Annotated in this window: 19 protein-coding genes; 9 read left to right on the forward strand and 10 right to left on the reverse strand. The window is 65.1% G+C overall.

The window, feature by feature from the left end; all coding sequences use genetic code 11:
- Nucleotides 1–134 precede the first annotated feature (134 nt).
- On the forward strand, nucleotides 135–1,847 hold the full coding sequence (locus ACTIGC_RS00840) for a heparinase II/III domain-containing protein (protein ID WP_439632604.1): 1,713 nt from the start codon (nucleotides 135–137) through the stop codon (nucleotides 1,845–1,847).
- Here the strand turns inward: ACTIGC_RS00840 and ACTIGC_RS00845 are convergent.
- The 3 genes from ACTIGC_RS00845 to mutS are packed head-to-tail and all read right to left on the reverse strand — an operon-like array spanning nucleotide 1,844 to nucleotide 6,468.
- Nucleotides 1,844–2,929 (reverse strand): DUF2855 family protein, encoded by a 1,086-nt coding sequence (locus ACTIGC_RS00845; RefSeq protein WP_439632605.1) that lies wholly within the window; start codon nucleotides 2,927–2,929, stop codon nucleotides 1,844–1,846. The genes ACTIGC_RS00840 and ACTIGC_RS00845 overlap by 4 nt on opposite strands.
- A gap of 29 nt (nucleotides 2,930–2,958) precedes the next feature.
- Complete coding sequence (gene ppk2 / locus ACTIGC_RS00850; protein ID WP_439632606.1) at nucleotides 2,959–3,714, reverse strand: polyphosphate kinase 2; 756 nt, start codon at nucleotides 3,712–3,714, stop codon at nucleotides 2,959–2,961.
- 60 nt (nucleotides 3,715–3,774) lie between these two features.
- Nucleotides 3,775–6,468, reverse strand: a complete 2,694-nt coding sequence (gene mutS, locus ACTIGC_RS00855; RefSeq protein WP_439632607.1) for a DNA mismatch repair protein MutS — start codon at nucleotides 6,466–6,468, stop codon at nucleotides 3,775–3,777.
- Nucleotides 6,469–6,616: 148 nt separating this feature from the next.
- Here mutS and ACTIGC_RS00860 point away from each other — a divergent pair, with 148 nt between their 5' ends.
- Nucleotides 6,617–8,899 (forward strand): NADP-dependent malic enzyme, encoded by a 2,283-nt coding sequence (locus tag ACTIGC_RS00860; RefSeq protein WP_439632608.1) that lies wholly within the window; start codon nucleotides 6,617–6,619, stop codon nucleotides 8,897–8,899.
- 9 nt (nucleotides 8,900–8,908) lie between these two features.
- Here the strand turns inward: ACTIGC_RS00860 and ACTIGC_RS00865 are convergent, their stop codons facing one another.
- The 4 genes from ACTIGC_RS00865 to ACTIGC_RS00880 form a co-directional block, all read right to left on the reverse strand.
- A complete protein-coding gene (locus tag ACTIGC_RS00865; protein ID WP_439632609.1) occupies nucleotides 8,909–10,339 on the reverse strand; it encodes an AmpG family muropeptide MFS transporter in 1,431 nt (476 codons plus the stop codon).
- 26 nt (nucleotides 10,340–10,365) lie between these two features.
- Nucleotides 10,366–12,267 carry an ATP-binding protein gene (locus ACTIGC_RS00870; RefSeq protein WP_439632610.1) on the reverse strand — a complete coding sequence of 634 codons (1,902 nt, stop codon included), beginning with the start codon at nucleotides 12,265–12,267 and terminating at the stop codon, nucleotides 10,366–10,368.
- 24 nt (nucleotides 12,268–12,291) lie between these two features.
- Complete coding sequence (locus tag ACTIGC_RS00875) at nucleotides 12,292–13,857, reverse strand: YifB family Mg chelatase-like AAA ATPase (RefSeq protein WP_439632611.1); 1,566 nt, start codon at nucleotides 13,855–13,857, stop codon at nucleotides 12,292–12,294.
- A gap of 164 nt (nucleotides 13,858–14,021) precedes the next feature.
- Nucleotides 14,022–14,411 carry a YraN family protein gene (locus ACTIGC_RS00880; RefSeq protein ID WP_127565130.1) on the reverse strand — a complete coding sequence of 130 codons (390 nt, stop codon included), beginning with the start codon at nucleotides 14,409–14,411 and terminating at the stop codon, nucleotides 14,022–14,024.
- Nucleotides 14,412–14,534: 123 nt separating this feature from the next.
- Between ACTIGC_RS00880 and ACTIGC_RS00885 the strand changes: the two genes are divergently transcribed.
- Complete coding sequence (locus ACTIGC_RS00885) at nucleotides 14,535–15,905, forward strand: penicillin-binding protein activator (protein ID WP_439632612.1); 1,371 nt, start codon at nucleotides 14,535–14,537, stop codon at nucleotides 15,903–15,905.
- A gap of 19 nt (nucleotides 15,906–15,924) precedes the next feature.
- On the opposite strand, the gene hemW is transcribed toward ACTIGC_RS00885, so the two are convergent.
- Together hemW and rdgB are read right to left on the reverse strand one after the other, a co-directional pair.
- Complete coding sequence (hemW, locus tag ACTIGC_RS00890; protein WP_439632613.1) at nucleotides 15,925–17,070, reverse strand: radical SAM family heme chaperone HemW; 1,146 nt, start codon at nucleotides 17,068–17,070, stop codon at nucleotides 15,925–15,927.
- Entirely contained in the window at nucleotides 17,067–17,690 is a 624-nt protein-coding gene (gene rdgB, locus ACTIGC_RS00895; protein ID WP_439632614.1) for an RdgB/HAM1 family non-canonical purine NTP pyrophosphatase, read from the reverse strand. Before rdgB ends, hemW begins: the two co-directional genes overlap by 4 nt.
- Nucleotides 17,691–18,103: 413 nt before the next feature.
- Here rdgB and ACTIGC_RS00900 point away from each other — a divergent pair, with 413 nt between their 5' ends.
- Entirely contained in the window at nucleotides 18,104–18,655 is a 552-nt protein-coding gene (locus ACTIGC_RS00900; protein ID WP_439632615.1) for a DUF2975 domain-containing protein, read from the forward strand.
- Nucleotides 18,656–18,667: 12 nt separating this feature from the next.
- Complete coding sequence (locus ACTIGC_RS00905) at nucleotides 18,668–18,904, forward strand: helix-turn-helix domain-containing protein (RefSeq protein ID WP_439632616.1); 237 nt, start codon at nucleotides 18,668–18,670, stop codon at nucleotides 18,902–18,904.
- Between the two features lie 225 nt (nucleotides 18,905–19,129).
- On the opposite strand, the gene ACTIGC_RS00910 is transcribed toward ACTIGC_RS00905, so the two are convergent.
- Nucleotides 19,130–19,900 (reverse strand): LolA family protein, encoded by a 771-nt coding sequence (locus tag ACTIGC_RS00910; RefSeq protein WP_439632617.1) that lies wholly within the window; start codon nucleotides 19,898–19,900, stop codon nucleotides 19,130–19,132.
- 169 nt (nucleotides 19,901–20,069) lie between these two features.
- On the opposite strand from ACTIGC_RS00910, the gene ACTIGC_RS00915 reads away from it, so the two are divergent.
- From ACTIGC_RS00915 to ACTIGC_RS00930, 4 genes are read left to right on the forward strand one after another with little or no spacing between them, the layout of a single operon-like run.
- Nucleotides 20,070–20,648 carry a DUF2244 domain-containing protein gene (locus ACTIGC_RS00915; RefSeq protein ID WP_439632618.1) on the forward strand — a complete coding sequence of 193 codons (579 nt, stop codon included), beginning with the start codon at nucleotides 20,070–20,072 and terminating at the stop codon, nucleotides 20,646–20,648.
- A 23-nt stretch (nucleotides 20,649–20,671) separates the two neighbouring features.
- Nucleotides 20,672–21,541: a methylated-DNA--[protein]-cysteine S-methyltransferase gene (locus tag ACTIGC_RS00920; RefSeq protein WP_439632619.1), complete on the forward strand. Its 870-nt coding sequence runs from the start codon at nucleotides 20,672–20,674 to the stop codon at nucleotides 21,539–21,541.
- A gap of 10 nt (nucleotides 21,542–21,551) precedes the next feature.
- Complete coding sequence (locus ACTIGC_RS00925; protein WP_439632620.1) at nucleotides 21,552–22,178, forward strand: hypothetical protein; 627 nt, start codon at nucleotides 21,552–21,554, stop codon at nucleotides 22,176–22,178.
- Nucleotides 22,179–22,213: 35 nt separating this feature from the next.
- Complete coding sequence (locus tag ACTIGC_RS00930) at nucleotides 22,214–22,678, forward strand: VOC family protein (RefSeq protein ID WP_439632621.1); 465 nt, start codon at nucleotides 22,214–22,216, stop codon at nucleotides 22,676–22,678.
- Nucleotides 22,679–22,721 lie beyond the last annotated feature (43 nt).

Here is a 22,721-nt window from a genome sequence, read left to right on the forward strand (position 1 = left end):
AGCGCATCCGTCAGCCATCGATTTGTGTGAGGTGTTTCAAAAGACAAGCTGTATCACACCCTCGCATTGCGGCAGACTGGGGCGCAATCTGCGGCTAGCGGGTTTGCCCATCGGTGTGCGGGGAGATGGCGGGGATGTGCAGACACTTCATACTGGCTGGCATCCTGCTTGTGGCCGCGGGCTGCAGTGCGCCCTCCCAGGAGCCTGCTCCCCCGTCCTTGCAGGCCGATATAGCGTTTCCGGCCCATCCCGGAGACCAGCCCGGCGCGCCCGCGCTTGATCCGGCGGCCCTCATGATTTCCTCCAACAGGGCAGCGCGCGAACGCGCCATGGACCGCGTATTCCAGCCGCGCAGTGACTTGCCGGAATGGGAATATGCGCTCCCCCTCGACTGGAGCGCCGATCCGTTTGGTGATCTCAACTGGCAGTTTCAACTGCATGCCTGGCGCATGCTGAACCCGCTGGCGGACCAGTATGCGCGTCAGCACGATCAGGCATATTTTGACCGGGCGGTTGACATCGCGCGCGACTGGAAAGCCTCGCACACAGACCGTTCGGCCCCTTTGAGCTGGCAGGACATGGCGACGGGATTGCGGGCCTCCATGCTGGCCTATCTGATCCGCGAAGCGCGCGCCGGACGGGCCGCGATCGGTGAAGATGGCTGGAGTGATCTTCTCCAGCTGGCGCGCGCCCACGGGGAGATACTGACCCGGCCGGGCTTCATCCCCGACGATAATCACGGCATTTTCGCCGCGCACGGCCTGATGGCCCTTTGTCAGACCATTGGCGAAATGCCCGAATGTGCATCAGGTCAGCCCCTTGCCGTGCGGCGCATGGAAGAGCTGTTCGCGGGCCAGTTTCTTGAAGACGGCGTCCATGCCGAGCACTCGCCAGACTATCACTGGTTCGCGATGACGGTGTTTGAACGCGCTGCCTCGACCGGCTGGTATGCGCAAACCCGCTTTGACGCCGGGCTGGCCCGTGCCCGTGCGGCCGCACCCTTCCTGCTGCATGCAGACGGACGCCAGCCGGGCCTTGGCGATAGCGAGCGCACACTGCGCGAGAGCGATCATGCGCGCCTGCCCGCAACGCCTGACACCTGTCTGGATGAGGATGGCGATAACTGCGTCCTGCTGCGCCATTTCGATCAGGCAGGCTATGTCATTGCCCGCTCGGTGCGCGGCGCGCGCGATCCGCATTCCCTGTTCTTCACCTGTGGCTGGCACTCCACCATCCATAAACACCCTGATGAGCTGAGCTTTGAATGGTGGGCGTTTGACGGGCTGATCCTCGCCGATAGCGGCAAGTACGGTTACACGCCTGATGATACCCGCGCCTTTGTGCTCTCCCGGGCGGCGCACAACACGGTCAGCTTTGGTGGCCGTGAACCCCATCAGCCCGATGGTGGCGGGCCCTTTCCGGGCGCCTGTACGGGCGAACCCCGGCAGGAAGACGGAGCCATTATCCTGTCAGGCGCCTACGATCCGCCCGGCCCGGCGGCCCGCCATGCCCGCGAGATATATTACCGCCCCGGTGAAAGCCTTGTGGTCAGCGACCGTGTGGAGCATCGCGGCGGCTTCAGCCAGTGGTTCCACTTCGCGCCGGGCATCGACGTGTCACAGACCGGCCGGGCTGGTGAGCTGCGCGCAGACCTCGGGGCCTCCCGTCCCTCCCTCGGCATCCATACCGATCCTGCCTGCAGCACGCGCCTGCATCATGGCAGCCGCCAGCCCATGCAGGGCTGGATGAGCACCGGATACGGCGAGATGACGGCGCGCTATACGCTGGAAGTCGTCTGCCCGGCCGGCGTGGCCGGGGCCGAAGCGCGCTTCGAGGTGGTCCGCTAGCGCGCGCCCGTCTCGACAATCAGCGCTTCACTGGCTGGCACCTCGCCGCGCACCAGCGCCTGATAGGCGTCCAGCGCCGCGTCCGCGCCCTCAAGGCTGCGCCACGCCAGTAGATTGTCTGCCGCCGCAACAAAGCTGGACCAGGCCTCGCCCTGCCGCTTCGCAAACCCGTCCGGTCCCCATTCGGCAATCCGGTCACGGGCATGGTCGGGAGCAAAGAAGAACACAGGCCGGGGGCCCGGCAGGCCTTGCGCCGGCGTGCTGTCATCCCAATGGGCGCCGCCGACGCGGATATTGGCGTTCAGATTCTCGCCAAAACGGGTGTGCAGCGCGCGGTTCACCTCGGCCGAACCGGCAAAATCGACAATCAGCCGGGCGGGTTCCGGGTCCATCTGCCCGACATCCTCATAGGCGATGACGTCGTCATAGAGCCCGCTGCTCTTCACGAAAGCCGCGTTACGCGCCGAGGTCAGTCCTTCAATGCGCAAGGTTTCCGGCTGGTTGCGCTTTAACAGGAAGGCTAGCGCCAGCGCTGTCTTGCTGGACGCGCTGGTCAGCACAATGCGTTGCGCTCCTGAGAAGCCGGTATCGCGCAAATACGCATCGATGAGGAAGGAGGTGAGGAACAAGGGCTGCAGCACCATCTGCGCCGCCTCGCGCGCCGGGTCATATCCCGAAGCTGCCGCGCAGCGCTCATAGCGGTTATAGACGGGCGGCAGCTCGGCGCGGTGGGGTGCTGCATCGAAGAAGCTGTCGGGCCGGATCTTGCCCGGCGTGACGATGAGCTCACTGGCGGCGGGCAGATAGCCATAGACGCGCTCGCCCGTTTTCAGCCCATCGCAGCGGCTCTCGCTCACCTGTGCAAAGCCCCAGACCGGCAGGCGGCCGCGCCCGTCTGCGCCGGGAAAGAAGCGCCAATAGCCCATTGCCTCCCCGAACGCTGCATAGGTGATATTGTTGGCCGTCAGGGCAAAGCGGTCCACGGCTAGGCGCGCCTCGCCCGCCTGCAAGGGGCGCGGCCCGGCTTCAGCGATGCTGACATTCGCGATGTCGCTGCGATCAATGCTCAGTGCCCAGCTCATGGCCCGACTCCCCTTGTGTTATCGCATACTCAGTGATGCAGAAACGCTTCCGGCCGGTCATCTGGCGACCAGCGGCGCAGAATAGCCGGATCCGGCTCGCCGTAATCGACCGGCAGATCCGGGCAGGGCGCGCTCTGCAGGATATCGCGCATGATGGCCAGGCGTGCCGCGCGCTTGCTGTCGGCATTTACCACGCGCCAGGGCACAGGATCGCCCGTAGCCGCCAGCATGATATTGCGCGCTTTTGAATACTCGTCGAATTTTTCCAGCGCCACGGAATCCACCGGCGAGACCTTCCAGGTTTTAAGCGGATTGGTCCGGCGGTCTTCGAGCCTTTGCGCCTGCTCCTCGCGCGAGATGTCGAGATAGTATTTCAGGAGGATCAGACCATCCTGGGTCAGCATGCGCTCGAATGGACCGGCATCGCCAAGAAAGGTCCGATACTCCGCGTCGGTGCAGAAACCCATGACCGGCTCTACTCCGGCGCGGTTATACCAGGAGCGGTTGAATAGCACCGTTTCTCCACCGGCCGGCAGCAGGGCCGCCCAACGCTGGAAATACCAGCTGGTCCGGTCCCGTTCCGTGGGCTTGCCCAGTGCCACCACGCGGGTGTGACGCGGAGAGCGGTGCTTCACGATGCGCCGGATCGTACCATCCTTCCCGGCGGCGTCGCGGCCTTCCAGGATCACCAGAAGCCGCCCTTCGGTAGAAATCAGACGGCGCTGCAGGACCACCAGGCCGATCTGCAGGCGCTTCAGCTCTTTCTTGTAGGTTTTCTTGTCCATGCCACACAGAGTGGGCCTGCGTGCGGTCTCTTGTCGAGGTCTGCACGCTCTTGGGGGTGCCTAGTTGTCGCTGGCGAGGGTCTTCAGCGCATAGAGCGCGTCCAGCGCTTCGCGCGGGGTGAGTGCATCAGGATCAATGGATTTAAGCCGTTCGAGCGCTTTGGACGGTTTCGGCGCGGCCTGTACTGGCTGGGCTGAAAAAAGCGGCAGTTCGGCCAGCGCCGCCGCCGGACTGCCGTCCGACTCCAGCTTGGCCAGGATGGATTGCGCCCGGCGCACAGCCATGTCCGGCAGACCGGCGCGCTTGGCCACCTCCACCCCGTACGAACGGTCGGCAGGACCACTGCCCACCTCATGCAGGAAGACCAGCTCGCCTTTCCATTCGCGCGCTTTGAGCGACACATTGCCCGTGCCCTCCAGCTCGTCGGCGAGGCGCGTCAGCTCGTGGTAGTGCGTGGCAAAGAGCGCGCGGCAGCGATTGACGGCGTGGAGATGTTCCACCGTGGCCCAGGCAATCGACAACCCGTCCCATGTCGAGGTGCCGCGCCCGATCTCGTCAAGTATGACCAGACTTTTCGGGGTGGCTTGATTGAGTATGGCCGCGGTCTCGATCATTTCCGCCATGAATGTGGAACGTCCGCGCGCCAGATCATCGGCTGCGCCGACGCGCGAAAAGAGGCGGTCCACCAGTCCCAGCCTGACCGTTCGTGCGGGAACGAACAGGCCCGCTTGCGCCATGATGACGATAATCGCGCACTGGCGCAGGAAGGTGGATTTACCGGCCATGTTCGGCCCGGTCACCAGAAGCAGGCGGCTGGCCGCCTTCCCCTCTGCATCGAGCTGGCAGTCATTGGGCGTAAAGCGCGCCTCGCCGCTCCGGGTCAGGGCCTGTTCCACCACCGGATGGCGGCCCGCCTCGATAAAGAGGTCCGCGCCATCCGTCAGTTCAGGCCTGCAAGCCCCCGTCTCGACGGCCCAGTGCGCCGCCGCCGCCCACACATCCAGCGCGGCCAGCGCCTCGCCTGCCGCGCGAATAGCGCCGGCAAGACCTTCCACCTGGGCGCAGAAGCGCGCGAAAATCTCCAGCTCCAGCGCGATGGCGCGCGAGGCGGCGGAGGCGATCTTCGATTCCAGCTCGCCAAGCTCGGTGGTCGAGAACCGCACCGCATTGGCCATGGTCTGGCGGTGGATGAAGGGCTCCACCCCCATCATCGCCTCGCCATGGCGGGCGCTGACCTCGATGAAATAGCCCAACACATTATTGTGCTTCACTTTCAGGCCGGAAATGCCGGTCTGGTCGGCATAGGTCTTCTGCAGGCCCGCCACCACGCGGCGCGACTGGTCTTTCAGGGTGCGCAGCTCATCCAGCGCCGGGTCCCATTCGTGCGCCACGAACCCGCCATCGCGCGTCAGCAGAGGCGGCTCCTCCACCAGCGCGCGGGCCAGCTCATCAACGAGGTTTGCCAGCTCGGGCCGGGCTGCCAGCGACAGCGCGTCCAGCGCGCCCTGAATGGCTACTGGCAAGGCGTCATGGCCGAGGCGGGCAAAGGCCGCATTGATGCGCTCGCCCTCTTTCAGCGCGCGGGCCAGCGCCAGCAGATCGCGTGGCCCCCCGCGCTCCAGACACAGGCGCGACAGGGCGCGGGCCGGGTCGCCCGCACTTTTCAGGCTGTCGCGCAAGGAGTCGCGCAGGCCGGCCTGCTCGTGCAGGAAGCCCACCGCATCAAGGCGCGCCTCGATCTCGGCCCGGTGGGCAGACGGGCGTGAGAGCTGCTCTGCCAGCAGGCGCGCGCCCGGCGCGGTAACGGTGCGGTCTATCGCGTCCAGCAGCGAGCCCTTGCGCTGGCCCTGAAGGGTACGGTCGATCTCAAGGCTTGCCCGCGCCGCCGGATCGATGGCGAGCCACCCTCCGGCCTCAAAATGGCGCGGCGGCGCCAGCTTGGGCGCAGCGCCAGCCTGCGACAGCTCCAGATAATCGAGAAGACAGCCCAGCGCGCCGAGTTCCGTGCGGGAGAAATCACCAAACCCGTCAAGGCTCAGCGTGCCGAAATGCGCATTCAGACGCCGCTCAGCAGAGCCGGCCTCGAACTTCGCCTTTGGCCGCGCCGTGATCGTGGTGCCGGGCAGGATGGGCGCCAGCGCGCGGGCATCATCATCCAGCACCAGCAATTCTGCCGGCTGAAGCGCGGCCAGCTCGGCCTCCACATCGCCCGGCTCGAGCCGTATGGACCCGAAACTGCCATCGGAAATATCGGCAAAGGCGAGCGCCATATCTCCGGCTGATCCGCGCGCCAGCGCCGCCAGCCGGTTGGACTTGCGCGCATCGAGAAGATCATCCTCGCTTAACGTCCCCGGCGTGACGATGCGGGTAATCGCCCGCTCCACCACCGATTTCGATCCGCGTTTCTTGGCTTCTGCGGGGTCTTCCACCTGCTCGCCAATCGCGACCTTGAAGCCTGCCCGGATCAGGCGGGAGAGATAGATTTGCGCGTTGTGGACCGGCACCCCGCACATGGCGATCGGCTCGCCCTGATGTTCCCCGCGCTTGGTCAGCGTGATGTCGAGTGCGGCGGCGGCCCGCACCGCATCGTCAAAGAATAGCTCGTAGAAATCGCCCATGCGGTAGAAAAGCAGCGCCTCTGCAGGCACTTGCGCGCGAAGGCTGAGGAATTGCATCATCATCGGCGTCGCCCCTTCCGCGCTGGGAAAGGTGCGTGTCGCGATGTCGGATGGGGCGCTGGCGTCCGGGCTCATGGCGGCAAATTAACTTTCCGTCCCCGCCCCGCAAGGGGAGAGACCAGAGGCACGCGTTTTTGCGCTGGCTAAACAGGCTTTCGTTTTCGGCAGCGGAGCGTCTAGGCTTGGGCAAAGCCCGCAACCTGACCCGGATGACAGACGCCCCATGACAGACCGTAAACCGCGCGTGGACGATGAAGAAGCCCTGGCCTTTCACAAGCTCGCCCCGGCGGGAAAGATCGCCCTGCGCGCGACCAAGCCCATGGCCACCCAGCGCGATCTGTCGCTGGCCTACTCACCGGGCGTCGCTGCGCCGGTAAAGGCGATCCACGCCAATCCGGATGCGGTCTATGACTATACCTCCAAGGGTAATTTTGTCGCCGTCATCTCCAACGGCACGGCCATTCTGGGCCTAGGTGATCTTGGCCCTGCCGCCTCCAAGCCGGTTATGGAGGGCAAGGCGGTGCTGTTCAAGCGCTTTGCCGATATCGATGCCATCGATATCGAGGTGGAGGAAAATGACCCGGAAGCCTTCATCGAATGCGTGCGCCGCTTCGGCAATACGTTCGGCGGGATCAATCTGGAAGACATCAAGGGGCCGGACTGCTTCATCATCGAGGAGCGCCTGCGCGAGCTGCTCGACATCCCCGTCTTCCATGACGACCAGCACGGCACGGCCATCATTTCCGCCGCTGGCATCATCAATGCCTGCGAGCTGTCGGGCCGGGATCTGAAGGATCTCAAGGTCGTCGTGAACGGCGCGGGCGCAGCCGGTATCGCCGTGCTGGAGCTGATCAAGTCCATGGGCGTGGCCCATGACAATGCGATCCTGTGTGACACCAAGGGCGTCATCTACAAGGGCCGTACCGACGGCATGAACCAGTGGAAATCGGCCCATGCCGCCGAGACGGACCGGCGCACGCTGGAAGAGGCGCTCGACGGGGCGGACTGCTTTATCGGCCTCTCGGTCAAAGGCGCGGTGAACAAGGCGATGATCAAGTCGATGGCGGCCGATCCGATCATCTTCGCCATGGCCAACCCTGATCCGGAGATTACGCCCGAAGAGGTGCGCGAAGCGCGTTCAGACGCGATCATGGCAACCGGGCGTTCTGATTATCCCAATCAGGTCAATAACGTACTGGGGTTTCCTTACATCTTCCGCGGGGCGCTGGATGTCCGCGCCCGCACCATCAATGAAGAGATGAAAGTGGCCGCCGCCCGCGCTCTGGCCGAGCTGGCGCGCGAGGATGTGCCAGACGAGGTGGCCGCCGCCTATCACGGATCACGCCCCAGCTTCGGCAGGGATTACATCATCCCCGCCCCGTTTGATCCGCGCCTGATCAGCCATGTCCCCCCTTACGTGGCACAGGCCGCGATGGCTTCCGGTGTTGCCCGCCGCCCCATTGCTGACATGGAAGCCTACAAGGCGACCCTCGCCCAGCGCCTCGACCCGACCGCGGCGATTTTGCAGGCCCTGCACGAGGAGGTGCGCTCAGCCGACCGCAAGACGATTGTCTTTGCCGAAGGCGAGGAGCCGACCGTCATCCGCGCCGCCCATGCTTTCCAGACGCAAGGGCTCGGCAAGGCGGTGCTGGTCGGCCGCGAGGAAACCACCAAAGCCAATATGCGTCTTGTCGGCGTGCCTGAAGGCTCCATCGAGATCGTCAATGCGCGCCTGTCCGATCATAATGCGGTCTATGCCGACTGGCTGTTCAAGCGCCTGCAAAGGCGCGGCTATCTCAAACGCGACGTCCAGCGCATGGTCAATAATGACCGCAACGTGTTTGCCGCCTGCATGGTGGCGCTGGGTGACGCGCACGGCCTCGTCACCGGCACCACGCGCAATTACGCCCAGGCCCTGGCTGACGTGCAGATGGCGCTGGACCCCAAGCCCGGCGAGCGGGTGATGGGCATGTCTCTGGTGCTGTCACGCGGGCGCACGCTCTTCATCGCCGACACCAATGTCACCGAGTTTCCGAGCGCGCAGGCCATGGCCGACATGGCGTGCGAGGCGGCTTCTGCGGCGCGCCGCTTCGGGGTGGAGCCGCGTGTGGCGCTGCTCTCCTACTCCACTTTTGGCAATCCGGCCGGCGAACGCTCGGAGAAAATTCAGGAGGCCGTCCGCCTGCTCGACGCACGCAATCCCGATTTTGAATACGAGGGCGAGATGAATGCCGATGTGGCGCTCGACCCCGATCATACGCGGCTCTACCCGTTCTCGCGCCTGACGGGTCCGGCCAATGTGCTCATCATGCCGGCCATCCATTCGGCCTCCATCTCCACCAAGCTCTTGCGCGCCGCAGGCGGAGCAACGGTGCTGGGCCCGATGCTGGTGGGTCTGGAAAAACCGGTGCAGATCGCGCGCCTCGGCGCGGGCGTGGCCGACATCCTCACGCTTGCGGCGCTCGCCGCGCATGACCTCTCGGCGGAGCGCAGCGAAACTGGCTGATCGTCTAGCCTAGCTGATCTGGGGCTTGTGGGCGGCGACCTCGCGCGCAGCCCGCCAGCGCATCACGATCCAGACCAGCAATACCGCTGGCGCGCCGATAAGCGCGGTGGTGGTGAAGAAATTGGCATAGCCAAGACCATCCACCATGATGCCGGAAAACCCGCCAAAGAGCTTGCCCGGCAGGGCGTAGAACGAGCTGAAGAGCGCATATTGCGTCGCAGAGAAGGCCCGGTTGGTCAGGCTCGACATATAGGCAATGAGCGCTGTACCCGCCCAGCCACCAGCCACGTTTTCCGCTGTAATGGCCAGCGTCAGATAGAGGATTGAGGGGTTCTTCTCCTGCGGCCACGGGGTCATCTCGATGCCATTGACCAGGGTGATCTCGCCCGTCGGCTGGACAAGTGCCAGCCAGGTGAAAGCCAGCGCCGAGACCGCGCTGATGATCGCGCCCACCATCAGCACCGGATAGACACCCCAGCGCGTGGCGGCGACACCCGCCAGCATGGCGCCGGCCAGCATGGCAAATACGCCGTAAACCTTTGATACAGCGCCGATTTCAGACAGGGTGTAGCCCATATCCACATAGAAGGGATAGGCCATGAAGCCGAGCACGAAATCATTGAGCCGGTAGGCGCCAATCAGGGTGAGGATCAAAAGCGCGATCCAGCGATAGCGCACGATGAAATCGACAAACGGCGCAACCACCGCCGAATAGAGCCAGGCAGCGGCCTCACCCAGCGGATTGCCCTTCACCGCGCCTTCGATGGCCTCCGTCCCGCCGCCCAGCGCTTTGGGGCGCGCAGGCTCGGGCGCGAGGAACACGCCCGCCACGCCAATCAGCATGAGCGCGGCCAGTACGGTGTAGGCAAAGGAGAAGCCGCCAAAATCGGCCATCACCAGCGCGCCTGCGCCGGCGGCAATCATGCCAAAGCGGTAGCCCCACTGATAAATCGCCACCAGCAGCGCCTGATACTCGTCCTCGGCGACGTCGATACGCCAGGCATCGAGCGCAATGTCCTGAGTCGCCGAGCCGAAGGCGATCATCACCGTGGCGAGCGCAATGACGAAAAGCCCTGTGGAGGGCGTCGCGGTTGATGCGAGCAGAATGGCGCCGATGACAATGATTTGTGCGAGCAATATCCAGGAGCGCCGCCGGCCAAGCAGCCGGTCGAGCAATGGCAATGGCAGCCGGTCCACCAATGGCGACCACATGAACTTGAACGTATAGGCCATGCCTGCCCAGGCAAAAAAGCCGATCTCGGTGCGCGACACGCCCTCCAGCCGCAGCCAGGCTGACAGCGTGGAGAAGACCAGCAGGATGGGAAGCCCTGCCGAAAACCCCAAAAGCAGCATGACGGCCGAACGCCGCCAGCCCAGCGCAATGACCGAGCCCAGAAGGCTGCGGCGCTCGCCTCGGCGCTCGGCACTGATATCGGTCATGAAAAGCTCGCTCCGGCGAACGTGACTTAGGCGCTCAGCCTTGCGCGGTTTTGCCCGCCGCACAAGCCGGAGAGGACGGCGGCCAACTCATCGGGGTCCACCGGCTTGGCAAGAAAGGCGTCCATGCCGGCAGCCAGGCAGGCATCGCGATCCGCCTCGGTAGCGTTGGCAGTCAGCGCCACCAGCGGCACAGCGCCCGGCTCGCCGGGAAGGGCGCGTATCTGCGCCGCGGCATCGCGCCCGTCCAGCTCCGGCATACGCAGGTCCAGCAGTGCCGCGTCATATCCGCCCTGAGAGGCTTCCAGTACGGCTTCACGCCCTGTCCCGGCCATCACGATGCTGGCGCCCAGCCGTGACAGCAAAGTGCGCGCGATAAGGGCGTTGACGGGATCATCCTCGGCCAGGAGGATACGGTAACCGGCCAGCACGGGCCCGCTGACGCCAGTCGTCTCGCGCTTCTCGTCGCCCGAACTCCTGCCCAGCGCGAATCGGGCCAGAGAGCTGGCCCGCACCGGCGCCACAAGCCAGCCATCAATGCCTGCCGGGCGGTCCTTGCCGGTATAGCGAGCCTTGGTGCGCGGGCGGGCAAGCGCCAGTATCCGGCCCGTGCAGCCGCTTGCCGCAAGGGCAGACGCGTCTTCGGTCCAGCTGTCATCAAGGATGATGATGTCGGGCCGCACCGCTTGCGCGCGCGCCACCAGCTGGCCCTGACTGCTACAGTTTTCGGCCCAGGCTCCGAGTGTTTCGGCATGCAGGACGAGTGCATCTGATTCGATTCCACACGGTGTGGCGATGAGGATGCGGCGCCCTGCCAGCGGGCGATGGACGGGCGCGCGCTGAAGCACCTCAGGCTTGAAGGTGAACCAGAACAGCGCGCCTTCGCCCGGTTGCGACCGGACGCCGACCTCGCCATCCATCGCTTCGGCCAGCCGCTTGACCATGGCAAGGCCCAGCCCCGCGCCGGGCGCGCTGTTGTCGCGTTCGGCGGCGCCGCGCTCGAACTGTTCAAACAGGCGGGCCTGATCGGCCGGGTTGATGCCGGGTCCGGTATCGCGCACGGACAGGCGCAAATTCTGGTCTTCCGCTTCCAGCGTCACCAGCACCCCGCCATCGCGCGTGAACTTCACCGCATTGCCGGCCAGATTATAGAGAATCTGCTTTAGCCGAGCCGGATCAGCCCTGATCTGCGCCGGCACGCCCGGCCCCTGCGCGTGAGCCAGCGCCAGACCCTTTTCGGCAGCCTTCTCCGACAGGAGTTCGCACACCTCTTCCACCAGCCTGGACGGGTCGACGGGTTCAGGGCGCAGGTCAAGCTTGCCTGCTTCCAGCCGGGATAGATCGAGAATATCGTCGATCAGCTTCAACGCGTGACTGGCGCTGGCTTTCAGCGCGGCGACATAAGCAGCCTGATCAGGCTTCAGCCCGGTATCCTCCAGCAGGCGGGCCGTGCCCAGCGCGCCCGACAGAGGCGTGCGCAGCTCATGGGTAACGGCGGCAAAGAACACGCCCTTGCCCCGCGCGGCCTCGCTCTCGCGCTGCACGAGGCTGCGCTGTTCGGTGACATCGCGCCCAACGGCAATGATGGAGCCGTCGGTCGTCAGGGTTTCCGACCATTCGATCCAGACCGGTCCGGCGCGCGTGCGCATGGCTACATCATAGCGCCGCTGCGAGCTGCTCTCGCCAAAGGCCGGCGCTACCGCGAACCAGCGCCCGGTCCAGTCTTCGCGCTGGCCACCGAATGCCCGCAGGAAGGCACCGTTCACATCGCTCAGGCGCCCGTCGCGGTCACGTACGATCACCAGCTCGCCCATTGCGTCGAAAATGCTGCGCAGCGGCATCTGCGCGGCCCCGCCATACGCCGTTTCATCAGCGGCGGCTGGCTCGTGCGGTATCCCGGCAGAAAGGGGAAGAGGCGTGGTATGGGTCATGATACGACGCTAATGCCGGTCAGGTTAACGAAGCGTCGAATGCCGGAGTGATTTTTCGCTTCCCTCTGGCGCTACCGGCCAGACCGGCGGCGTGCCCGATGAACGGGTATGGCGCCTGGCGCTCAGGGCCTCCGCGATATGGATACGCCGCACCCCGTCCACGCCGTCCAGATCGGCGATGGTGCGAGCGGTACGCAGGACACGGTGATAGCTGCGCGCGGTCAGCCCCATGGCCTCCGCGGCGCGGGACAATAGCTCGCGGCCAGCAGCATCTGGCTCGGCTATCCGGTCCAGCGGCTCGCCGGACAGCCGGGCATTGAGCCCGCCGCGCTCCTCCTGCAGGCCGCGGGCATGTGCCACGCGCGCCGCGATCTCGGCGGTGCCCTCCTGCGCGGGCGGCAGCGCAAGGTCTGCCGGTGTGACCGGGGGCACCTCGATCTGCAGGTCGATACGATCCATCATCGGGCCGGAAATGCGTGCCTGATAGCTTTCCGCGCAATTTTTGCCGCGCGCGCAGGCGCGCCCGTCTGCCCCCGCCCAGCCGCAGCGGCACGGATTCATTGCCGCAACCAGCTGGAAACGCGCCGGAAACGTGATCCGGGCATTGGCGCGGGCCACCGCAATTTCGCCGGTCTCCAACGGCTGGCGCAGGGAATCGAGCACTTGCGGGTGGAACTCCGGCAGCTCATCAAGAAACAGCACGCCATTATGGGCCAGCGAGGCTTCACCAGGCCGCACCCGCGTGCCCCCGCCCACCATCGCCGCCATGGACGCGGAGTGGTGGGGCGCACGGAAGGGCCGTGTGCGGCTGAGCTCTCCGCGCTGCAACAGTCCGGCGACCGACTGCACGGTGGAGATTTCCAGCAGCTCCCTTGCCGAGAGCGGAGGCAACAGGCCGGGCGCCCGCTCTGCCAGCATGGACTTGCCGGAACCCGGCGGGCCGATAAACAAAATATTGTGGCCACCGGCCATGGCGATCTCGAGCGCGCGCTTGGCGGTTTCCTGCCCGCGCACATCACTCATGTCCCGGAAGCGCGGCCCCTCGACCAGATCACCCGGCTGCGGCCGCACCAGCGCCTGCCCGCCCTTGAAATGATTGATCAGCTGGATGAGCGATGCCGGGGCCAGGATGGCGAGATCCCCGCCCGCCCAGGCCGCTTCCGGCCCGCTATCCTTCGCACAGATAAAGCCTGTTTCCTGCTCCACGGCGAGCATGGCCGCCGGCAGGGCGCCCGGCGCAGGCGAGATCGAACCGTCAAGGCCGAGCTCCCCCATGGCCAGATACTCCGAGCCTGCCTCCGGCGGCAGGACGCCCATGGCGATCAGAATGCCAATGGCGATGGGCAGGTCGAAATGGGCGCCTTCCTTAGGCCGGTCCGCTGGGGCCAGATTGACAATCAGGCGCTGGCCGGGAAGGGAGAGACCAATTGCCGCAAACGCCGCGCGTACCCGCTCACGGCTCTCCGCTACGGCTTTGTCGGCCAGCCCGACCACGCTGAAAGCCGGTGTGCCGCCTGCAATCTGGACCTGAACATCAACCAGGCGTGCGTCAGCGCCTTCAAAGGAGGCGGAATGGGTATAAGCGCTCATCATCACCTCCAGAAAATGCGTTCACTGAACAAATTAAATTTCGTCCACGCGCCTTTACCATTTATCCACAGGAGCCATGAACAGACCTGTATAAAACCAGAACAAGAAAAGAACAAAAATGCCGCGAACGTCAAGACGTCACATTAACTTTTTGCCAAACCCTTCTAAATTAGCTCGTTTTCCGCCCCGGAATCCGCGCTGAGCACGCCGGAAAGGCGTAAAGGCCAGCGTCCGGGCGACACGCATATCAGGTCAAAACGGGTGGCCATCCGGTGCAGCGATGTCCGGCGCGCGCGCCACAGCGCCGCAGCCCGCATCAGCCGGGCCTGCTGGCGAGGATGGAAGGCTTCGCGGGCGGCCGGTTCACTGGCGCGCCACTTCACCTCGATGAACGCCAGCACGCGCCCCTTGCGCGCTATGATGTCGATCTCGCCAAGCGGGGTTTTCACGCGCCGTCCGACGATCCGCCAGCCTGTCAGGATCAGCATGGCCACGGCCAGCCACTCCCCGCGCCGTCCGCGCCGCTCTGCCCGTTGACGTGCGCGTGTCTTCATCGGGCGCGTCCGCCCGCCGGAATAGTCAGGTCCGCAGTTGCCCCTGACCGATCACGCCGGTAGCTTTGGCGCGGAGCGCATCGGGGCGCAGTGCCGGTCGCGGCGGTGATAAGGACAGGATTCATGACGCAAGCAGTGTTGCCCACCTGTGCGCTGGCGCCAATAGCCCGGCTTTCGCGCGTGGCGTTTATGGTAGCGGGTGCGGCCCTGCTCCTGTCGGCTTGCGGCGCGACCACTGGCACACCGGGACCGTCGGTCCAGCAGGGCACGGCATCGCCTGTCGTCGGCGCACCGCCCGAGCCGGCTGTGCTGGGTGTCGAGATGAGCCCGGAGCGGCTCGCCTTCACCCCGCCCCATCTGGAAGGCACTGATCTGGTGCGTGTGGGGGTGTTGCTGCCCTTCTCCGGCTCGGCGGGCGCGCTGCGCTCGGAGGCGGGGCATTTGCTGCGCGGGGCGGAACTGGCCCTCTTTGAGCGCGGCATCGGGAACGTGGTTCTGCTGCCCAAGGATACCGAAGGCACGGCGCGCGGCGCCGAGGCCGCGGCTGAGGCAGCCATTGCGGATGGCGCCGATCTGATTATCGGCCCGCTTCTGGCCGCTGAAGTGCGCGCCGTATCCGGGCCTGCCCGCCGGGCCAATGTGCCCGTGATCTCTTTCTCCACCGATACCGGTGTCGCCGGGGGGGGAGTATACCTGCTCAGCTTCCCGCCCGAGGAAGAAGTGCGCCGCGTGGTCTCCTACACGGCCTCGCTTGGCGCCAGCCGTTTTGCGATTGTTGCGCCGGCCACGCCTTACGGCCAGCTGGTCAGCGAAGCCTATCGCCGGGCCGCATCCGATGTGGGCGGGACGGTGACGGCCGAGGAGGTCTATTCGGGCGGTGTGGATTCCATGAGCCAGGCGGCGCGGCGCCTCGCGCGGGCCGGCATTGGCCGGCTGGAGGTGGGCCGGGCCCTCGCCATGACGGGCGAGGACTGGCGTCCCACCGATAGCGGCGCTTTCCAGGTGGTCATGCTCCCGGCGGGCGGTGATGATCTGCGCATGCTCGCGCCGTCCATGCTGTTTGCCGACATTGACCCCCTGCTGGTGAAGTTTGTCGGCACCGGCCTGTGGCGTAATCCCGATACGGCGCGCGAGCCCGCGCTGGCCAATGGCTGGTTTGCCGGTCCGGACGCCGAAATGCGCGCCCGGTTTGAGGCCGCCTATCAGAATGCGTTTGGCGAGGCCCCGTCGCGCCTTGCCGGCCTTGGCTATGATGCTGCATCCCTTGCGGCCCTGATGGCGGCCAATATGGGCCGTATCGACCGCTCGGTCATTGAAGATCCAAACGGGTTTCTGGGCGTGGACGGCCTGTTCCGCATGCGCGCTGACGGCACGGTTGAACGCGGCCTTGCCCTCTACACCATTCGCAATGGGCGTTTTGAGGTGCTTGACCCGGCGCCGGAACGCTTTGGCTCTGATGGCATGGCCATTGATGTGGAGCCGGGCGAATCCTGATCAGGCGACTGGCTCCTGTTCACGGCGCCAGCATGTTGGCCACCCGGTCGGCATAGAGCCGTCCTTGCCTGGTCAGGCGTATACCTGACCCGTCCATGACAATGAGCCCGTCAGCCAGCAGGGACGCCGCGGCCTCTTCATCGATATCGTGCCCGGTCAGGGCCCTCAGATGTGCCCGGTCCAGCCCTTCCGCGATGCGCAGACCCATCAACACGCGCTCCTGCGCTTCTTCCAGCGCGCTCAGGTGCTGCAGCCCAGCAAGGGGCCGCAGGCTGTCGGCGATATAGTCTGCGGGACGCAGGGGCGCTGCGTGGGCTATGCGTCCGCCTCCCGCGTGTGAGCCGATGCGGCCATGCGCGCCGGGGCCGATGCCGATCCAGTCCCCGCCCGTCCAGTAGAGCCGGTTATGGCGCGAGCGGTGGTCCGGCCCCCGTGCATGGTTGGAGATTTCATAGGCTTCAAGTCCGGCGGCGCGGGTCAATCCTTGTGTCAGTTCGAACATGTCCGCGGCGAGGTCCTCGGGCGGCGGCACCAGCGTGCCGCGCTGCAGCTGGCGGGCAAACGCCGTACCGTCCTCAATGGTAAGCTGGTAGGCCGATAAATGATCGACGCCGAGCGCCAGCACGGCGGATAGCTCACCCTCCCAGTCAGCAAGGCTCTGGCCATGACGGGCATAGATGAGGTCTGCCGATACGCGCGCCACCAGAGATCGCGCGATCTCGAGCGCATCGAGGCCTGCGCGCGCATCATGATCGCGGCCCAATCGCGCCAGAGCGGCATCATCCAGCGATTGTAAGCCGACCGACAGCCGGTTGATCCCGGCAGCCACAATATCGGCAAGCCGCGCGCGCTCTGCCGGATTGGCCTCCAGACCCAGCTCGGCCTCCGCCTCCAGCCCCCATAGGGCCTCTGCCGTTTCCAGCACGCGGGCGATATCGCCCGCCTCCATCAGGGAGGGCGTGCCGCCGCCAAAATGTATGCTGGCGAGCGTGCGCGGCCCCGTCACCGCGCGCCAGCGGGCCATGTCGGCGATCAGCGCATCGGCAAGTGCCGCGCTATCGGCGCCTTTGGCCTTGTAGACATTGAAATCGCAATACGGGCAGATGCGCGCGCAGTACGGCCAGTGGATATAAAGCCCGAGAGGGGCGGGCGCGAGGGTGCTCACGTGCCGAACACCGTGTCTGTCAGCTTCCTGAAAGCGGCGGCGCGGTGGCTCAGCGCCTTCTTCTCCGCCGTGCCCATCTCGGCAAAGGTGCGGGTTTCCCCTCTGGCCACAAACACCGGATCATAGCCAAAACCCTGATCTCCGCGCGGCGGCCAGACAAGATCACCTTTCACCTCGCCCTCGAAGACCAGCTCGGCCCCGTCCGGGTGGACCAGCGCCAGCACACAGACAAAGCGCGCGGAGCGGTCCGTGCTGCCAGAGGCGGCGAGTTTTGCCTCCACCGTCTCCATGGCGAGGCGGAAATCCTTCTCCGGTCCCGCCCAGCGGGCGGAATAAACGCCCGGCTCACCACCGAGCGCACTCACTTCCAGACCGGAATCATCGGCCAGCGCGACGGCTCCGGACGCCTTCGCGGCGGCCCGCGCCTTCAAAAGCGCATTGCCGGAAAAAGTTTTTTCAGTCTCTTCCGGCTCCTCCAGACCCATCTCGCCTGCGCCTTTGACACGGATGGAAAAGGGTGCGACGAGATCAGCTATCTCCTTGATCTTGCCTGCATTATGGCTTGCGAGCACCCACAGCGGAGCCTCCCGGAAAAGGCGGATTTTGGTTGCTACATCCATTTGTGCATATCGCCTTTCGGAAAATTCATATCGTTTTTCGATGTTTTTTTGTTGCAAAGCGATGAGAGCCTTGCTAGATGTGTTTTCGAGGCAAGGGGAACAACCCCGCTGCCTCACGGCAAAAGCCCCGGCGGAACACATGACCGGAGCAAAGGCCGAAGGTTGATCGATAACACTGGACCTCAAAGGAGACAAAGATGGTCAGGCTCGAAAACAACACCCGCCGCGTTCCGTTTGCGGCTATCATCAATGTGGTTCTGGTCGCTGCGGTAGTAGCGGGCATGGCTGCGGCGCTGTCACCGATTGTCGCGTAAGGCGGCGCCGTGAGGCAGCATGACGCCACCGGGTGCGTCTGACCTCTTCCCCCTTGGAGGCAGCAACGCGCCCGGTGTGACGTCACAGAAGGGGCAGGGATGCGTGCGCTAAGTCCGGGATTTCTGACATCCCTTCTGAAAATTTTTCTCGATGTGGCGATTATAGTGCTGTGGGGCCTTCTGGTCCTGGCCAGCCTCGTCACCCTCTCACTCATGGTTTTCGGGGTATTCAGCGTTACGGGCATGGGCCCGGACCTGCCCGAAAGCTTCGTACGCTTCCTCCAGCTTGATTTCGTCATCGCGCTGCCGCTCGGCGTGGCCGCGATCATCGCAATTTTGTTCATTACCGACCGGCTGCGCCGTATCGTCGTCACGCTTATCCAGGGCGACCCTTTTGTGCCGGAGAATGCCGGCCATCTGCGCGCTATCGCGATTGCCATCGCGATTTACCAGATCATCCGATATGGCGCGCACGGCATTATCGCGCTCATCTTCACCGTGTTTGGCCGCCCGGTGGAAAGCGGTGTGTCCATCCAGCCCCAGTTCGGCCTGAATATCGGCGCCTGGATCGCCGTCATTGCCCTTCTCGTCCTGGCAGAAGTGTTCCGTGAGGGAACGCGCCTGCGCGACGAGCAGAAGCTGACGATTTAGGGGGCGCGATACATGGCAATCCGCGTCACCCTCGACCGTATGCTGCTCGAACGGCGCATGTCGCTGACAGAGCTGTGCGACCGTGTCGGCATCACCATGGCCAATCTCTCCATCCTGAAGACCGGCAAGGCCAAGGCTGTGCGCTTTTCCACGCTGGAGGCGCTGTGCCGCGAGCTCGGCTGCCAGCCCGGCGACCTCTTGCAGTTCACCGACGAACCCGGCGATGAGGATGATGACGGGACGGAGTAGGGTTTTCAGACCGTGCTGAACTCCCGGCCAAGCGAAGCGCAGAGCCGGGACCTTGGGCAGGATAATCCTGAAAGAGGCCCCGGATACGCCTCCGGCGTTCCGGGGTTTCAGTGACTATACTCTTGAAATCCCGGAGGCCCGGAGGGCCATCCGGGACCGGGTGCAGGAAAATCCCCTCAAGAAGCAGGCCCCGGATCGCTGCGCGTCCGGGGTTTCAGACGTCCCCTACCGCCGCCCTCTCCGCCGTGACGAGAACATGTCGTCATCCAGCACGAACAGGCGCGGATCGGCGCGCTGACCAAGGCGGACCTCATCGAGCGTCACCTGCGTGAGCGAGCCCATCCCGTCGACCGCATACCAGCCCAGAAGCGCCACTTCGCCTGCAGGCGCGGCCGGGTCATCGTCGCCAAAGGCGAGCGTAACGCGGCCCTCGGCCTCGCCTTGCGGATCTTCCAGCGTCACATAGAGCTGATTGTCATAGCGCCCGACCTCCACAATCGCGCCGGAGGATTCCAGCTCCGAAGCCGGTGCGAGCAGCCAGCGCAGGGGCGTGGAGCGGATCGGCGCACGGTCAACCGTTTCCAGCGCGCTATCGGCGATGGCGACAGTGGAGCCATCAGCCACGATCAGCAGCGGCGAGGGCGCATCATAGGCAAAGCGGACCCGTCCGGGGCGCGACAGGGCAAGATCGCCATCACTGACGGAGCCATCAGGGTTCACCTGCCGGAAACGCGCCTGCAGGGTCTCAACGGCGGCAAAGATTTCCAGCGCGCGGGCGCGCTCCACCGCTTCACCTCGCCCGGCTTGTTCGACAGCCTCAGCCGGCGGCAGGGTTTCAACCTCCTGCGCCTCTTGCGCTTCCTGCACAATGACAAGGCCGGTATCGGCGCTCACATCGAACGCGGCGTTATTGGCGTCCGCCGTGCTCCAGCCGGTGGACAGCGCTGCAAGGGCGGTGGCAAGCGTGGTCAGCATTTTCAGGTCCCTTTCCTTCATGCCGGGGACAATGACTATGACCCTATGGCTAAAGGCAAATTGCGGCCCATGAAAGGCGTTTGCGTTCATCTGCGCGACAGCAATTCATAACGTGAAGAGCCTGGCAAAGTGTCATTCGCCGCACCCGCTGTCCTCGCCCGAAGCGCGCCTTTGCCCTATCTTGCGTGCCATGAAACGCCGCACGGCAATAGAGAACTGGCCGATCGAGGCCCATGGCCGTCCGCTGCGTCTGGACCATCTGGACGCGCGCGAGGACGTGCTTCTGGACGCCCATGTGCGGCCCAACCGTTCGCTCGGCGGTCCGGCATTCATCGCACTGATGGTGGCCATTGCCGTCATCAGCTTCACCGCAGGTCTGGCGTTTCTGCTGGCCGGGGCATGGCCGGTGCTGGGCTTTTTCGGGCTGGACGTGCTGATCGTCTGGCTGGCCTTCCGGCTGAACTATCGCGACGGGCGGCGTCTGGAGCGTATCCATATCACGCCAGATGCCATCCATGTCATGCGCCGCTGGCCCACGGGCTATGAGACACTCTACCGCCTGCCGTCGGCCTGGACACGGCTTGTCGTGGACCATGAGGACGATCCGGACGTGCAGCCGCGCCTCACCGCCATGGGCAAGCATGTGCTGGTCGGCTCAGTCCTCTCGCCGCGCGAACGGCGCGAGCTTGCGAGCGCGATTGGCGAAGCCTTGGATAAGGCGCGCACCAGCCCCGTGGCTCTGGCGCAAGAAACGGGTGGCGCGGCGTAAGCGCCAGCGGCACTCTTGGCCCCATGACAGATCTTGCCACCCCTTCAGAAACCCTGCCCGCCCTTGCCCTGCGCGCGAGCGATTATCCGCGCATCAACGCCGCGCTGGATTTCATCGCCGCCCATTGGGACGAGCAGCCTTCGCTGGAACGCATTGCGCAGGCTGCGGGGCTTTCCCCGCATCATTTCCAGCGCGTCTTCACACGCTGGACCGGGGCGAGCCCGAAACGCATGATCGCCGCCCTTACCCACGCCAGTGCCCGCCGCCTGATGCGTGAAGGCGCAAGCGTGCTGGAAGCCGCGCTGGAAACCGGCCTCTCCGGCCCGTCGCGCCTGCATGATGTCTTTATCGCCGAGGAGGCCGTCACGCCCGGCAATGCCCGCAGCGCTGGTATCGGACTGGAATTTGCCATCGGCCACGCGCCGACCCCCTTTGGCACTGGCGTGTTTCTTATCGCGCCGCGCGGCCTCTCTGCGCTCGCCTTTGCCGATGCGGGCCGCGAGGCCGAGGCAGAAGCCGATCTGAGATCGCGCTTTCCAGCGGCGGGCTTCACCCTCGATCACGCCGCCGCCGATCATTATGCGCAAGCGATATTTGGTGAAGGCGGCACACGGCCGGTCCCGCTCGTGCTCTACGGCACGCCCTGGCGGCGGCAGGTCTGGCGCGCCCTGCTGGCTATCCCGCCGGGCGAAACCACCTCTTACGGTGAGATCGCCCGCGATGTCTGCACCGCCAGGGCCAGCCGAGCGGTGGGCGCGGCGGTGGGCGCCAATCCGGTCAGCTGGCTAATCCCCTGTCACCGTGTACTCGCCAGCGATGGGCGGCTCAATGGCTACCATTGGGGGCTGGAGCGTAAGCGCGCCATGCTCGCCTACGAGGCCGCAACGCGCTAGATAGCGTGGCATGTATGATTTCTCGCTCCAGCTTCTCCTTGCCGTTTTTGCGGTCTTCATCCTCACGTGTCTGGGCTATGGCCTGCTGCGCTTGAGGGCGCTGCGTGCCGATGCGGCCGAGGAATATGCCGACCGCACCGCCACCAAGCCGGCAACCGTGCGCGGTGTCAGCGAGGCTGAGTTCACCCGCCTCTATGTGAACAGCTTTGCGCCGCGCTGGGCTTTCTATCTCGCTGCAGGGTGTCTGATCGCCATCGTGCTGAGCCCCGTCGCGCTGACCCTTATCCCGGCCATCTATGACCAGATCTGGCGGGCCACGGGCGCGCATGACTGGGCAGGCCGTGGCGGTTATGTCTTCATGTTCACGGTATTTTTCGGCGTTGTCGCCTTCGGCGCTCTGCCTGCCTTCGTGCTGGCCCGCCTGCACCATATCCGTGCGCCCGAACCTTTCACCCACGCGCTTGCCAGCGCGCGCGGCGAACCGATTCCGGAAGATACGGGCTGGCGCAGGCGGCCCAAATGGGCGCGCCGGGTACGGCCCGACACAGACGTGGACGCCGATGGCGGCAGCGATACCGGCCGCAAGGACTCCGCTGATGGCAGTGCAGGCGGTGGTGATGGCGGCGGCAGTGACTAACTCTCAGGCCTGACAGGCAGCAAGAGGAACTGGATATGCGATACCTCCACACCATGGTGCGCGTCAGCGATGTGGACGCGAGCCTGCGCTTTTACTGCGAGGGGCTGGGCCTCAGGGAAGTGCGCCGGATGGACAGCGAGAAGGGCCGCTTCACGCTGATTTTCCTGTGCTCGCCCGATGACATAGCCGCCGCAGGCGGGGTACCGGAGAGCGGTTCGCTGCCTGCGGGTCTGCCTTGCATCGAGCTTACCCATAACTGGGATCCGGAAACCTATTCAGGCGGGCGCAATTTCGGCCATCTCGCCTACCGGGTGAAGGATATCTACGCCCTGTGCGCGCGCCTGCAGGGTATGGGCTATACGATCAACCGCCCGCCGCGCGACGGCCACATGGCCTTTGTCCGTTCTCCCGATAATATTTCGGTCGAGCTGCTGCAGGAGGGTGAAAGCCTGCCCGCGAAAGAGCCCTGGGCCAGCATGGAAAACACCGGAAACTGGTAAGACCCAGCTCGCCCTTCGCCAACATTTTATCTGGACAGGATTC

It is taken from the genome of Glycocaulis sp., from assembly GCF_051859565.1.
Lineage (GTDB): Bacteria > Pseudomonadota > Alphaproteobacteria > Caulobacterales > Maricaulaceae > Glycocaulis.